A 14,068-nucleotide genomic window follows, 5' to 3' on the forward strand; every position below is an offset into this window, starting at 1 on the left:
TCACCCATCAAAACAATATTTGGATTCCAATCTGGGTATCGGTCATTCCAAGATTAGTGGTTTAAAGAATCGTTCCGATTTTGGAGAATAGACGGTTTGGGTATCCTGTTCGGAATGTTCCAGTTCGACGTAATCCTAGTGAGAGCAATAACTTCGTGACAAATTCACGCAAACAGCAGATCCTCAGCTTGTTGGAAAACGACCCCAGTGACAATTTTCTGCGTTACGGTCTGGCGATGGAGCTGCGGAAAGAAGGGAGCCACGCCGAGGCCCGTGTCGAGTTCGAGAAGCTCATGCGCAGCACTCCCCCCTATGTAGCTGCCTGGTTCATGTGTGGCCAGATGCTAGCCGAGATGGGTGAAATCGAGGATTCGCGCACGGTTCTCCGCGAAGGGATCGAGATTGCCCGCCAACAAGGGGATGGGCATGCCGCCGGAGAAATGGGCGAGTTGCTGGCTTCTTTGGGAAGCCTGGGCGAGTAATCCCCCTGGTCCGCCACAAAATCGTTAGAATAGATGGATTCGGGGGAGAACATTTCCGCCAGCATGCCTACTTAATAAGCGGCCGGCGGTCGCCGAGGCCAGTCGAGCAGAGACAAGGGAGACGGAGTGGACTTTCAGCTAGCGTCGGAATTTAAGCCCGCCGGAGATCAGCCTGCCGCCATCGAGTCCCTGACTGAGGGCATCAAGGCTGGCAAAAAGCATCAGTGCCTGCTTGGCGTGACCGGTTCCGGGAAGACGTTCACCATGGCGAACGTGATCCAGAATCTGCAGCGTCCGACGCTGGTGATCTCGCACAATAAGACGCTCGCCGCGCAGCTCTACTCCGAATTCAAAGATTTCTTCCCCAACAACGCGGTCCATTACTTCGTCAGCTACTACGACTACTACCAGCCCGAAGCCTACATTCCGCAGCGTGACATCTACATCGAGAAAGACGCTTCGATCAATGACGAGATCGATCGCCTGCGTCTCGCTTCGACCAGCGCCCTTGTCAGCCGCCGTGACGTGATCATCGTGGCGAGCGTGTCGAGCATCTACGGCTTGGGTTCGCCCGACGACTACAAGAAAATGATGGTCAGCGTCCGCAAGGGGCAAATCGTCGATCGCGACGAGATCCTTTCCCGCCTGGTCGACATCCTGTACGAACGAAACGACGTCGGCTTCGAACGCTCGAAGTTCCGCGTCCGCGGCGACTGTTTGGAGATCTGGCCATCGTACGAAGAGTTCGCCTACCGCATCGAACTGTGGGGAGACGAAGTCGAGCAGTTGGCGATCATCAATCCGACCACCGGCGAAATCATCAGCCAGCAAGATCAACTGTTCATCTATCCGGCCAAGCATTTCGTGATGCCGGAAGAGCGGATTGAAAAGGCCGTGCAGAACATTCGCGCCGAACTGAACGGCCGCCTGGAAGAACTGAAGCAGGCGGGCAAGCTGTTGGAAGCCCAGCGGCTGAACGCACGCACCCGTTTCGACCTAGAGATGATGCAGGAAGTCGGCTTCTGTCCCGGGATCGAAAACTATAGCCAGCCACTATCGGGTCGACCCAAGGGGGCTCCGCCGAGCACGCTGTACGACTTCTTCCCCGATGACTTTCTGCTGTTCGTCGATGAATCGCACGTGACGGTCTCGCAGATCTCGGCCATGTACCACGGCGATCGCAGCCGCAAGATGAACCTGGTCGAGCACGGTTTTCGCCTGCCCAGTGCACTCGACAACCGCCCAATGAAGTTCGAGGAATGGGAAAACGTCCTGAACCAGACCGTCTTCGTTTCGGCGACTCCTTCGAGCTACGAACTGGAAAAGACCTCTGGCGAAGTGGTCGAGCAAATCATTCGGCCGACCGGGCTGCTAGACCCGGTCGTGGAAGTTTGCCCGGCTCGTGGTCAGGTACCGCACCTGTTGGAAGAGATCCGGGCCCGCGTGGCAGCCGGTGATCGAACCCTGGTGACGACGCTAACCAAGCGATTAGCCGAAGACCTTTCGCACTACTTCAACGAACAAGGGGTCGCGTGTAAGTGGCTGCACAGCGAACTTGACGCATTCGAGCGGGTCGAACTGCTGCGTGACCTTCGCGAAGGGAAGTTTGACGTCCTGGTCGGGGTGAACCTCTTGCGGGAAGGTCTCGACTTGCCGGAAGTGTCGCTGGTGGCGATTCTGGATGCCGACAAGGAAGGCTTCCTCCGCAGCGAAACGTCCCTCATTCAAACGATCGGTCGATCGGCTCGTAACGTGAACGCCAAGGTGATCATGTACGCGGACAAGGTCACCGCGGCCATGCAAAGTGCCATCGACGAAACGGCCCGTCGTCGTGAAATACAACAGGCCTACAACGAAGAGCACGGCATCACGCCGGAGACGATCAAGAAGAACATCCGCCGTGGTATCGAGTCGGAAGCGGAAGCGCACCGCAAGGCGAATGAAGCGGTCGGCCGCAATGACGACTCCGAGATCATCACGCAGGAATACATCAACGAACTGCAAACCGAAATGCTCGAAGCGGCCGAGAACCTTGAGTTCGAACGGGCCGCCGCCATTCGTGATCGCATTGCCAAGATGGAAGATTCGATCGGCAAGAAGAAGAGCGAAGTCGACGTCAAAGACGGAGGCAAAGGTCGCAAACGCGGCCGCCGTACTCGCAGCGGCGGGAAGATTCCCCGCCCCAAGAAAGGCGCTTCATAGGCGACACCTGTATCGCATGAGGGTGGGCCCAGAGAGATTCCTCTCTGGGTGGCCGCAGGCCACAAGCGGTTCATATATCAGCAAGATAGGACGTTTCTATCTTTAGCAACGTCCATTCCTGAGCCGCTTGTCGGCAAGCCGACCCAGAGATATCTCTCTGGGCCGCCCATTCCGTCGGTTGACTAGCTCTCCGGCGAAAACTTGTCGTGTACGATCACGTCATCCAGCGATAGTTGCCCCGGCTTGCCCCAGGCTCCTTGGGTGGCCTGGCCGACGACGATCATCATGCCCAGCACGTGGTCTTCGGGCAGGTTGATGATCTCGGCGACCTTGTCTGGATCGTAGCCAACCAGCGCCCCGGTATCGTAACCCATGCTCTTGGCGGCCAGCATGATCGTCTGGGCGGCGATCCCCATCGACCGCATCGCTTCGTCGCGTTGCAGTTGCGGCTGGTTGTCGTACAAGCCGACCAGCATCCCCACTAGCTTCTTGCCCACTTCCGGCGGAGAATCCTTCCAGTAACGCTCCGGCTCCTTCTTGTACGCATGCATGTCGGCAGTCAGCACGATCAGCAGGGACGCATCGGCGACCTGGGCCTGGTTATAGGCGGCCGCTTTGAGCTGCTGGCGTGTTTCTTTATCGCGAACCAGCACGAACCGCCAGTGCTGAATATTGAACGACGTAGGGGACTGAATCGCCGCCTGCATCAGCTTGGTGATTTCTTCGTCGGTCAGTTCGTGTTCGGGATGATAGTGCTTGATCGACCGGCGGCCGTAGATGGCGTCGAAGGTATCCATGCCAGAGTTTCCGTGGTTGATTGCTGATATCTTTTACGTTGCTTGTCTCTGTATTTTGGCGGTAAACAAAGCATTCGACTACCCTGCCGCGGATTCTCGCATGGGAAGTGGCCGTGTGATCTGGTAGAAATTGCCCCATGGAAACATCCGATCAAGACAACCCATTTGAATCCCCGACGGCGGCCAGCGATCCGAGCGCGTCGTTGGAACGCGTCGTGCATCTTGCCCGGCTGGGGTGGCTGCTGCCGCTGATCGGCATCGGCCTATTCGCGTTGTTGCTGTTGGCGTCGATGTATGTGATTGGAACTTCTCTGAATTTTTTTATTCTGATCGGTATCTTTCTGTGTCTGGCCGGGGGGATCCTGTTTACCATCTACGGCATGTTCTGGTCGCAGAGTTACCAGGCCCTGTGGCCGCATGTCTGGGGAGGGCTGGCCACAAACTTTGTGTTGATGGCGATCCTGGGCGGTCTGGTGCTCTTACTGTTGCTCGCGGTGAGCACGTCGTACCCTGGGTAGATGACGCGCCGAAAATCATTTCAAAATGAGTAAAAACATCCACAATCCGTTTCAGTCCCCCACCGAAGCCAGTCAGTTGAAACTTCCTCGGGAGCGTTCGCAGAAGATTGTGTGGAGGGCTCGATTGGGCTGGATCTTTCCGCTTCTGGCCTTCGCGATGATCGGGTTCACCTGGACGTTGTATGTCGTCTGGGGCCGGCAGATGGACCTGGTCTTCATATTCTCCATTCCGGCCTGTTTGCTGGTGGGGATCGCCTACTCGTCTTACGCCGTCTTCATGTCAACCAAAGTTCAAGGGGTACAGCCGCAGGCCATTCTGGGCGTGATCGCAAACACGCTGCTGGTCATGTCGATTGGCATCGTCTTGCTCTCGTAGGAAGGAATGCGGCTCCTATTCCTTCGGAAGATCCTCTTTCCCATACCGCCCCTTAAACTCATCCGCCGGGTACTTCGCGACGTTCTTCTTCATCTTCTCGCGCATCAGCGTGGCGACGTCAAAACCCATCTCGTTGCACAGCGCCATCGCATAGCACATCACGTCAGCAATTTCTTCGCCGATGGCGGCGCGCTTGTCGGCTTCCATGTCGGCGCGGGATGCTTCCACGGTGATCCACTGGAAGTGCTCCATCAGTTCGGCCGCTTCGATCGCCAGGGCCATGCTGATGTTCTTGGGGGCGTGGAACTGGTGCCAGTCGCGTTCGGCAACGAAGTGCGAGACCATGTCACGCAGCTGAGCGACCGGCGTGGCCGCGTCGTCCGAGATGGCGTTGATGCGTGCTTGCAGAGATGGCGGCGGATCGGTCACAGGCGAAGTCCTCTTCTCGTCGTGGGTCACGCCGAGGAGCAACGGTCCTCGGCCGCGTGACTCATGATTGAAGAATTCGCCGTGGCTTTCAACCGGGCAAACTTAACGGAGCGTCGTCGATTCCGACTTGGTCGCTCGCAGGCCGAGCAGACGGCAGGCGAAGATCGGAGAAAGCCCAGAATCGAGGGTGGCAACTTCCGGCTGCGAAATCCCTGGCGTTTCGGCTTCTTCGTCGAACACTCGGGCAAAGACCGCGGCGGCCGGTTTGTCGGCTTCCGACTCGACTTCCTGCTTCGGTTTTTCCGCGGCCCGTTGGGTGAAGCGCGACTGCGTCGTGGGTGCGGCTGCCGCGGGAGCTGTTTCCGAGGCACTGGAATAGCGAGACGGCTTCATCTGCCGCTTCGCAACGGAGACGATTTCTTCGTGACTCACCATCCGGGCAGAAGTTTCCGGGCCAATCACGATGTTGGGACTCGACCAATTGACCGGCTCCGCTTTTTGAGCCGCCAATGCCGCAGATTGCGGTTTGGCCGCAATTTTGGGCTTTTCGACAGGCTTCTCGGTGGGCGTAACAGACGATGGTTCCGCTTTGGGCGCTATTTCCTGGTCGATGGGGGGTAAGCGGCGAAGACCGTTATCTTGCGGCTTTTGTGGCATGTGCACCATCGCCGGTGTTGGCGGGTTCGAGGGGGACCAACGCGATTCGGCACCTTGCCCCCAGGCGGTTTGCATCCCCCCAAACAGAAGAGATGCGGCAATTAATTGCGCGGAAAGTCGCGTTAAGCGAACTCGAGTTTTCGACTGTTGGCTTTGGATGAGCGTCATGTTCGCCCCCTACTCTGCGTGACATATTTGTTCACGGCGCACGGCGCAAATCACCGCGTCAACGGTTTCATCGTCAATTAACCATCGAGAGTTTAACGATTGTAGGAATCGCACCGCGTGATAGCAGATTTCGCTTGACCAGAGATCGCATCAGCCATCATAATTCCTTAGGCAGCCTAACTAAATACCATGATCCATTAGTCTTATGACGTATGACTTCCATGCCAGCACCGGTTATTGGGTAACTCTCGCCGCGCATCACTATCAGCAGCACGTCGATGCCGAGTTACGCCCTTTCGGGATCACCTTCCGTCAGTTTCAGGTGATTGCCTGGCTGAAATACGAAGGTCCGCTAACGCAGAGCGAACTCGCCAGGCGGATGACCATCGAGCCCCCGACCCTTGCCGGCATCATGACGCGCATGGAGTCGATGCAGTGGATCGTGCGAGCCAGCTGCGATACAGACCGCCGCAAGAAGTACCTGGATGTGGGTCCCGCGGCGGAGCCTGTGTGGGAAAAGATTGTCGCAGTGCTGAACAAAGTGCGCGAGCAGGCCACTTGCGGCATGTCCCCGGAAGAAGTCGAAAAGCTGCATGGTCTGCTCAGCCAGGTCCTCCTCAATCTGGGTGAAATCGCCCAGCCTTCCCGTCACGAAAGAACCCCGGCCAATTCATCATGAAATCTCTCAACTCTTTGACCGCTCTTGTTTGCAGCTTGCTGCTGACTTCACTTCTGACCCCGGCATTTGCCCAGTCACCGGTGAGGGCCGTTGCGGTCCAACAGCGCGAGATCGCTTCTCACAAAATGTTCGTCGGAACGGTACAGGCCTCGAAGCACGCCATTCTGGGAAGCGCCGTGGACGGCCGCGTCGTCGAGTTCAACTTCGAGGAAGGAGATTTCGTCAAAGCGAACGAACCCGTCGCCCAACTGCTGATCAATACGATTTCACTACAGCGCGATGCGGCGGTGGCTGAACTGGAAGTTCGCCAGGCCGAGTTGGAAGAACTCGAAAACGGTACGCGCACGCTGGAAGTCGAGCAGATGCGAGCCAGGATGCTCGCTGCCCAGTCGCGCAAGGATTACATGAAACTGCGGCGTGATCGAGCCGTCGAATTGTACGAGAAACGGGGGGTGACCTCGAAGGAAGTTTACGACGAGGCCGTCTCCGCCGCCGATGCCGCCGAGCAGGAATTCATGGACGCGCAGAAGGCCTACGAACTGGCCGAAGAAGGACCGCGCCAAGAACAAATCAAGCAGGCCAAAGCACGCGTTGCCGTGCAAGAGGCGATCGTCCAGGAGCTAAACGATCGGATCAACAAGTACACCATTCGGTCGCTGTTCGATGGTTACCTGGTGAAGAAGTCGACCGAGATCGGGGCGTGGGCCAACAGCGGCGGAGCGATCGCCGAAGTGGCCAAGCTGGACGAGTTGGATGTCGTCGCCAACGTTCCCGAGCAGGACATCCCTCACGTCCGCGTTGGCCGCGAAGTGCAGGTAGAAGTCTTCGCTTACCCCGGACGCAAGTTCCCCGGTAAGGTCGTTGCGATCATTCCCCAGGCCGACATTCGGGCTCGTACCTTTCCCGTCAAAGTGCGCGTTCCGAACCAATTCGACGAAGATCAACCGGTGCTCAAGGCCGGCATGATGGGTAACGTCATGCTGCCAACCAGTGAAACGAAGCTCGCGCTGGTGGTGCCGAAAGATGCCGTCGTGCTCAACCGAGGCTCGAAGGTGATTTACGTGGTGGCTCCGGCCGAGCAAGGTCAGATTGCCAAGATGGTGCCGGTGACCCTGGGCATTCACGATGGAAGCGATATCGAAGTCATGGGCGAGTTAGAACCGGGCATGAGTGTGGTAACGCACGGCAACGAGCGGTTGCGTCCTGGCCAGCCAATCACGGTGTTGCCGGCGACTTCCACCGCAAGTGCCGCTGGTCGTTAGGTCCCTGTCCCCTCCTCTCGTTTCCCCCCTCCCTTCTGCAACAAAGCCAATTCGATGATCCAGTTTTTCCTGAACAATCCGGTGAAAGTCTCTGTGGGGGTGCTGCTGATGGCCCTCTTCGGAATCGTCGCTCTCTGGCGAATGCCGATGGCTTTGACGCCTGAGGTTGAGACCCCCACGATCTCGATTGAAACGAAGTGGCCTGGAGCGAGCCCTCAGGAAATCGAACAAGAGATCGTCGTCGAGCAGGAAGAGCAGCTCAAAAGCGTCGAAGGCATCAGCAAGATGACCTCCGAAAGCAGCGACTCGCAGGCCAAAATCACGCTCGAGTTCCTCGTCGGTACCAACATGGACGAGGCCCTGCTCAAGGTGAACAGCCGCCTCGCTCAAGTGCCAGACTATCCTGAAGATGCCGATCAGCCGGTGATTACCACCGCCAATTCATCCGATCGACCGATCGCCTGGTTCGTGCTCAGTGCTCGCCGTCCTTCCGACGAACAGTACGCCGAAATGCGGAAGAAGTATCCCAAGCTGAAAGAGGTGATCGACGAAGTCGAGTTCGCACCCAATATCGGCGTGCAGATGCTGAAGCTGCGTCGGGCGTCGGAAAAATACCCGGAATTCCAAGAGCTGATGCCGCCGGCAACGCTCGATATTCAAACTCTGAAGCGATTCGCCGAAGACGAAATCGAAGCCCGCTTCGAACGCGTCAAGGGGGTTTCGCAGTCGAACGTGATCGGCGGTCTGGAAGACGAAATCCAAGTGATCGTCCACCCCGAACGCCTGGCGGCCCGTAGCTTGACCGTCTCGGACGTTCGCCGCGTGCTGTCCGGCCAGAACGAAGACACCTCGGCCGGTGACTTCTGGGAAGGCAAGCGGCGGTGGGTTGTTCGTACGCTGGGTCAATTTCGCACGCCGGAGCAAGTCGAGAATCAACTGTTGGCCGTGCGCGATGGTGTGCCAGTTTACGTGCGTGATATTGGCGAAGTCCAGCATGGCTACAAGAAGCCGACCGGCATCATGCGGCGTTTTGGCGAGTCGGCCATTGGCATCAACTGTGTGCGTGAGACCAATGCCAACGTGCTGGACGTGATGGATGGTTTGCGGCAAGTGCGCGAGGAACTAGACGAAGGCCTGCTCAAATCGCGTGGCCTGCAGTTGGTGCAGGTCTACGACGAAACCGACTACATCTACTCGTCGGTTGACCTGGTTCGCCAGAACATCTTCATCGGTGGCGCCCTCACGATTTGCGTGCTGATGCTGTTCCTGCATCTCGGGGCACGCACGTTGCTATTGATTCCACCGGCGATGGCCCTGGCGATTGCTTCGGCAACGGTCAGCGGGTGGCTGTTCATTCCTTGCCTGATCTTGCTCATCACGGCTGGCTTCTGGTTCGCGCGTGGCGCGCTCGTGGTTGCCTTGGCGATTCCGACCAGTATCATCGGCACGTTTTTGATCCTAGGAGCACTGGGGCGATCGCTGAACGTGATCAGCTTGGCTGGTCTGGCGTTTGCCGTGGGGATGCTGGTCGACAACGCGGTCGTGGTGCTCGAGAATATCTATCGTCACTATCAGATGGGCGATCCCCCGTTGAAAGCGGCCGCGAAGGGTACGCAGGAAGTGTGGGGAGCCGTGTTTGCTTCGACGGCGACGACCGTGGCCGTCTTTTTGCCAATCGTCTTCGTACAGGAAGAAGCGGGGCAGTTGTTTCGAGACATTGCCTTGGCTATCAGTGCGGCCGTCGCGCTTTCGTTGGTCGTATCGATGTCGGTGATTCCGACAGCTGCCTCGCGTCTTTTCCATCGCAACCCCAAAGGAAAACAGGGCGCCACCGAGAAAGGAAACGGCAAGCCTTCGCACCAGGCAATTGCCGCTGCCTCGGGAATTGAAGCCGGCATCGGCAGCGCCGGAAGTTCGACGATCGAGGCCATCGTCAGTCTCAATCGCTGGTTGATGGGCAGCGTGACCCGTCGTGTGGCCATCATTGCTTTGATTCTGGTCGGCACGGTCGGCATCAGTTGGGCCCTGTGGCCGAAAGTCGAATACCTGCCCACCGGGAACCGAAACCTAGTCTTCGGGATTCTGTTGCCGCCGCCGGGGTACAACATCGATCAGCTGATGTTCCTGGGGGAAACGGTGGAAGAAGAACTGAAGCCCTACTGGGATGTCGATCCGGACGATCCCGCCGTGCAGAATGCCAAGTATCCGGCGATCAGCGACTTCTTCTTCGTCGCTCGCGGGCGTCAGGTGTTCATGGGGCTGCGTACCTACGACGACCAGCGCTGCGGCGAATTGGTTCCGTTGGTTTCCAGCGTTGGCGCGAAGCTGCCGGGGACCTTCGCGGTGGCCAAGCAGTCGAGTCTCTTTGAACGGGGGCTGACCGCAGGCCGAACCGTGGAAATCGAAATTACCGGGCCGGAACTCGATAAGCTCGTCGAGTTGGGTGGCGAGATGCTGATGCGGGTCAAAGGGGCCGGACCGTTCATGGGTAAGGGGCTGATTCCCGACGCCCAGGTTCGCCCCGTGCCAAGCTTGGACCTTTCCAGCCCGGAACTGCATATCGAACCAAAGCTGGTCCAGGCCGCGGAAATGGGGATCAGCAGTGCCGACCTAGGCTATACGGCTAACGCGCTGATCGACGGTGCCTACGCCGGCGACTATTTCCTGGATGGTAAGAAAATTGACCTGACCATCCTGGGGGAAACCAACTTCGCCGACAGCACGCAAAAGATTGGTGCCTTGCCGATCGCGACCCCCGGCGGCGAACTCGTTCCGCTGGCTGCCCTGGCCGACGTGAACATCAGCAGCGGCCCCGAGCAGATCAACCATCGCGAACGCCTCCGCTCGATCACCATCGAAGTGTCACCCCCAGAGACGATGCCGTTGGAAAACGCCATGCAGATGATCTCGACCCAACTGGTCGATCCGATGACCGCCGAAGGAAAGATCCCCAGCGGGTATCGCGTCGGGCTTTCCGGTACGGCCGATAAGTTGACCGACACCTGGAACGCATTATGGATCAACGTCCTCCTGGCACTGGTGATTACCTACCTGCTGATGGCGGCCCTGTTTGAATCGTGGATCTATCCCTTCGTGATCATTCTGTCGGTTCCGCTGGGGGCGGTCGGCGGCGTGATGGCCTTGGCCTTGTTGAACTTGTTTTACTTCCAATCGCTCGACGTGCTGACGATGCTTGGCTTCGTCATTTTGATTGGGACGGTGGTGAACAACCCGATTCTGATCGTGCACCAGGCCCTCAATCACATGCGGGACGATGGAATGGAACTGAACGACGCCGTTCTGGAGAGCGTGCGCTCGCGCATTCGGCCGATCTTTATGACCACGATGACTACCGTTTTGGGGCTGATGCCGCTGGTCCTGTTTCCTGGTTCCGGCAGCGAGCTTTACCGTGGGCTCGGTAGCGTGGTGCTGGGGGGGCTGCTGGTCTCGACCTTCCTGACGCTGATCCTGGTGCCGAGCCTCTTTAGCCTGACGGTCGAGACGTATGAAGGGCTCGTGGCCCCCTGGCGGCGTGATGAAGAGGATGGAGAGTCGTCCGATCGTCTGCCAGAGGATGATTTCGAGGCGATTTCCCCGCCGGAATACGCGGCGGCACCCAGTCATCAATAATGCGGTCGCCCGTCCAGGCATTTTCACCTACGGGTAAAATGTCTGACGTCTGGTTTTGCGGCCCTGGGGGTTCTGGTTAAACTACAGTTCTCGAAACTCGCTCAAATCGCTTGCAGGAATTCTCCATGCCAAAGCTTCGCCTGATCTTGGTTTTCCTTACGCTGTTTACCCTCCACGTGATCTCGAATCCCGTGTTTGCGCAGGGAGAAGAGGAAGAGGCCGGCAAAAGCTGGGTGCTGAACTACATTGTCGTCGTTCTCAGCGTCCTCCTGGGGGTCATCGTGGTCGGCTACGGTACCAACCGCGAGACTGAGGAAGAACGCAAGAGGGAACGGCAAGAGGCTAAAGAGAAAGAAGAGCGACTCAAAAAGCTCGAACAGGGCTAGGCCGGTTCCAACTCTCGCTCAACCTCACCGGCCTTACGTTGCCATCGTGACCTGGCCGCCTTCCGACGTGCGGCCAAATGCACCCACCAGCCGCACGACTTTTCGTCCGACGACTTCCATCGATTCGCATGCGGCTGCCGCCTGGCAAACTTCTCCGGCTTTCACTGCCAGATCGTCGTAGCCGTACACGTCGCAGCAGCGATGAATGAAATGACTCGTGCGGCCCACTTCAGCCATGTTTCCTTCGGCAACGGCCCGGACTAGCTGATCCAGACGCGGCGTCAGGCCGTCGAGAAACGCTTGAACGCGAACGCCATGGAGGGCCAGGCGTTGGTTGAGTTGGCGAAGATCGGGAAGCGAGTTTGGGGTTGGATTCATCAGTCACCTCGCATGGCATGAGTCGTAGGGGATCTCCTCGGGGGAGTTCTTTGCCAGATCGGCAGCCGCGAGGTGGTTCGATTGGCAGTAACGGCCTGATCGATGAAAAATAATGCGATCTGCGTGAAGGCTAACGGTTATGCCGCTTTTCGGGGCACAACTTGAGCCGGGGCCGACGCTTCGGTCTGAATGAGATCTTGCGCGATCAACCGTTCCACGATCGATTCGATCAACTGCCGACGCCTGGCCGGCGAAACCTCGCGCCGCCCCGAATCGAGGCTCTCCAGGTACTCACGCACCGTTTGCCGCAAACGTGCACGTTGATACCCTTGGGCGACGGCATGCGGATGGATGCCAGCAGACGAATTGACTCTTTCTCGGGCAATTTCGGTCAACTGACGAACCGCTTGGTTGACGATCTGGTCATTCCTGGTGAAACTGCTGACCCAAGCTAATAAACGCCGCACGGAAAGAATCCTTCTTCGATCTCGCTTCAAGCATGAATGGGATATCCATGTACGAAGTAAGAGATCGAACGCTCACCAGCAATCAGGGCAGTTATTTGCCGAGAGTTTGGTTCTTACTAGCTGGTGAAAGCTTGCCAGATATTAAGAAATTCGGTGAAGAGAGAGCCTTGAAGCTTCCGATACCATTGTCAAAGTCAGCGAATTTGGAATAATCAGACCAATCGCTAACGATCGCGCAAATGCGATCTTTCAAGGCGCCGTGGCCAAGTGGCTAAGGCAGCGGATTGCAAATCCGCCATCGCCGGTTCGAATCCGGCCGGCGCCTCTTCTTTTTTATTCTGCGTAGACTATCTCTCTTTTTCGACGCAATCTCTTCTCTCGCGCATCACTTCTTTTTTGTCGACAAGTTTTTTTAAGTTGCAAGTTGTGCGGTTTGGAATCCATCGGCTGAATTTGATTTTTCTGCGCGAAGTTAATTACGAATTTTTAGTTGACACCCCTTTGCGGTATCTACGCAGAAACCGATACCTATCTCAACAAAGATCAAAAGAAATCCCATGAAGTGAAATGAAGAGCTTGTGCGGCAATACCGCAAGCGGTTTGCCGTAAGTAGTTGGAACTTCCTGGTTTTTTAATACGTCTTGAAGAGATACTACTTCACTTGCGGGTCGAAGCCCTAGCAATTTCTATGGGTTAGGTTAATCTATCTCTAGCGGGTGGTGTGGTTAATATCGCATGACACTTGTGGGGTATTAGCGTTAGGCGCAAGCTTTTTTCGTCAAACGCGCATCATCAATCCGCCGATGACAGGGCAAAGCCGGTAGATCAAACCGTATCGAGAGTCGCTTTCGGGCCAGGGAGCTACTCCGACACAAAAGGGTGAGATGGGCAGTCTCATTCATGAGATGTGTTGATGGTTGATTCTCCAAGAGAATCCATGATGCGGCTTATTTAGTGACTGAAGTGGAGTAATCGATGGCAATTCGAGTATTAGTTGCGGACGACCACGAAGTGGTACGTTGCGGACTGAAGACACTGGTAGCAGACAGTGACATTGAAATTGTCGGCGAAGCAGCGACGGGGGACGCGGCGATCTCAATGGTCGACGAAATCAAGCCAGACGTCGTGCTTCTCGATATTCGTATGCCTGAGGGGGATGGTTTGACGACGTTGGGGCGTCTCAAACTCGATCATCCCAATCTGGCGATTCTCGTCCTTTCGACCTACGACAACCCTACCTACGTCGCGCGTGCCGTTGCTCTAGGCGCCAGCGGTTACGTTCTTAAGGGGGATCCGCGAGATCGTCTGTTGGACGCGATTCGAACGGCGCATCGGGGCGAAAATGCCTGGACTCGCGACGAACTTCGCCGCGTGACCGGCGCGTTGGCAACGCCACGTCTCAATGCCGACGTCGAAGTGCCGCTGACCCAACGCGAAAGTGAAGTGCTTCGCCAACTGGCCCTGGGATTGACCAACAAAGAAATCGCCCAGGCACTGCACATCAGCTACGAAACGGTCAAAGAACACGTCCAACACATCTTGCGTAAAGTCGGTGTGTCGGATCGTACTCAAGCTGCCGTCTGGGCAGTTCGTAAAGGTTTGGTTTAGAGCGCATGCCTTTCTCGTGCCGCTCCGGC

At 57.1% G+C, this 14,068-nt stretch carries 14 protein-coding genes and 1 tRNA gene; 10 read left to right on the top strand and 5 right to left on the bottom strand.

Annotation, left to right across the window (positions count from 1 at the left end; all coding sequences use genetic code 11):
- Nucleotides 1–155 precede the first annotated feature (155 nt).
- A complete protein-coding gene (locus Pan97_RS10485) occupies nucleotides 156–482 on the top strand; it encodes a tetratricopeptide repeat protein (RefSeq protein WP_144972284.1) in 327 nt (108 codons plus the stop codon).
- A 126-nt stretch (nucleotides 483–608) separates the two neighbouring features.
- The gene (uvrB, locus tag Pan97_RS10490; protein ID WP_144972286.1) at nucleotides 609–2,684 is read left to right on the top strand and encodes an excinuclease ABC subunit UvrB; all 2,076 of its coding nucleotides are present in this window, start codon (nucleotides 609–611) and stop codon (nucleotides 2,682–2,684) included.
- 182 nt (nucleotides 2,685–2,866) lie between these two features.
- Here the strand turns inward: uvrB and Pan97_RS10495 are convergent, their stop codons facing one another.
- On the bottom strand, nucleotides 2,867–3,481 hold the full coding sequence (locus tag Pan97_RS10495; RefSeq protein WP_144972288.1) for a nitroreductase family protein: 615 nt from the start codon (nucleotides 3,479–3,481) through the stop codon (nucleotides 2,867–2,869).
- A 137-nt stretch (nucleotides 3,482–3,618) separates the two neighbouring features.
- On the opposite strand from Pan97_RS10495, the gene Pan97_RS10500 reads away from it, so the two are divergent.
- Both Pan97_RS10500 and Pan97_RS10505 read left to right on the top strand, forming a co-directional pair.
- Nucleotides 3,619–3,999, top strand: coding sequence for a hypothetical protein (locus Pan97_RS10500; protein WP_144972290.1), 381 nt, complete (start codon nucleotides 3,619–3,621; stop codon nucleotides 3,997–3,999).
- 25 nt (nucleotides 4,000–4,024) lie between these two features.
- On the top strand, nucleotides 4,025–4,375 hold the full coding sequence (locus Pan97_RS10505; protein WP_144972291.1) for a hypothetical protein: 351 nt from the start codon (nucleotides 4,025–4,027) through the stop codon (nucleotides 4,373–4,375).
- A 15-nt stretch (nucleotides 4,376–4,390) separates the two neighbouring features.
- Here Pan97_RS10505 and Pan97_RS10510 read toward each other — a convergent pair whose 3' ends face one another.
- Together Pan97_RS10510 and Pan97_RS10515 are read right to left on the bottom strand one after the other, a co-directional pair.
- Nucleotides 4,391–4,834 carry a nucleotide pyrophosphohydrolase gene (locus Pan97_RS10510; protein ID WP_196782343.1) on the bottom strand — a complete coding sequence of 148 codons (444 nt, stop codon included), beginning with the start codon at nucleotides 4,832–4,834 and terminating at the stop codon, nucleotides 4,391–4,393.
- A 72-nt stretch (nucleotides 4,835–4,906) separates the two neighbouring features.
- Nucleotides 4,907–5,629, bottom strand: coding sequence for a superantigen-like protein SSL4 (locus Pan97_RS10515; protein WP_144972293.1), 723 nt, complete (start codon nucleotides 5,627–5,629; stop codon nucleotides 4,907–4,909).
- Between the two features lie 205 nt (nucleotides 5,630–5,834).
- Here Pan97_RS10515 and Pan97_RS10520 point away from each other — a divergent pair, with 205 nt between their 5' ends.
- From Pan97_RS10520 to Pan97_RS10535, 4 genes are all read left to right on the top strand, one after another.
- A complete protein-coding gene (locus Pan97_RS10520; protein ID WP_144972295.1) occupies nucleotides 5,835–6,308 on the top strand; it encodes a MarR family winged helix-turn-helix transcriptional regulator in 474 nt (157 codons plus the stop codon).
- Nucleotides 6,305–7,570, top strand: a complete 1,266-nt coding sequence (locus tag Pan97_RS10525) for an efflux RND transporter periplasmic adaptor subunit (RefSeq protein WP_144972297.1) — start codon at nucleotides 6,305–6,307, stop codon at nucleotides 7,568–7,570. The genes Pan97_RS10520 and Pan97_RS10525 overlap by 4 nt, the downstream gene beginning before the upstream one ends.
- Before the next feature lie 54 nt (nucleotides 7,571–7,624).
- The gene (locus tag Pan97_RS10530; RefSeq protein ID WP_144972299.1) at nucleotides 7,625–11,200 is read left to right on the top strand and encodes an efflux RND transporter permease subunit; all 3,576 of its coding nucleotides are present in this window, start codon (nucleotides 7,625–7,627) and stop codon (nucleotides 11,198–11,200) included.
- A 125-nt stretch (nucleotides 11,201–11,325) separates the two neighbouring features.
- A complete protein-coding gene (locus Pan97_RS10535; protein WP_144972301.1) occupies nucleotides 11,326–11,586 on the top strand; it encodes a hypothetical protein in 261 nt (86 codons plus the stop codon).
- A 33-nt stretch (nucleotides 11,587–11,619) separates the two neighbouring features.
- Here Pan97_RS10535 and Pan97_RS10540 read toward each other — a convergent pair whose 3' ends face one another.
- Nucleotides 11,620–11,964, bottom strand: a complete 345-nt coding sequence (locus tag Pan97_RS10540; RefSeq protein WP_144972303.1) for a hypothetical protein — start codon at nucleotides 11,962–11,964, stop codon at nucleotides 11,620–11,622.
- 137 nt (nucleotides 11,965–12,101) lie between these two features.
- Nucleotides 12,102–12,431 carry a hypothetical protein gene (locus Pan97_RS10545; protein WP_144972306.1) on the bottom strand — a complete coding sequence of 110 codons (330 nt, stop codon included), beginning with the start codon at nucleotides 12,429–12,431 and terminating at the stop codon, nucleotides 12,102–12,104.
- Between the two features lie 253 nt (nucleotides 12,432–12,684).
- Here Pan97_RS10545 and Pan97_RS10550 point away from each other — a divergent pair.
- Nucleotides 12,685–12,756: transfer RNA gene (locus Pan97_RS10550), tRNA-Cys, on the top strand.
- A 650-nt stretch (nucleotides 12,757–13,406) separates the two neighbouring features.
- On the top strand, nucleotides 13,407–14,039 hold the full coding sequence (locus Pan97_RS10555) for a response regulator (protein ID WP_144972308.1): 633 nt from the start codon (nucleotides 13,407–13,409) through the stop codon (nucleotides 14,037–14,039).
- The last annotated feature ends 29 nt before the right edge of the window (nucleotides 14,040–14,068 follow it).

The organism is Bremerella volcania (genome assembly GCF_007748115.1).
In the GTDB taxonomy this organism is placed as follows: domain Bacteria; phylum Planctomycetota; class Planctomycetia; order Pirellulales; family Pirellulaceae; genus Bremerella; species Bremerella volcania.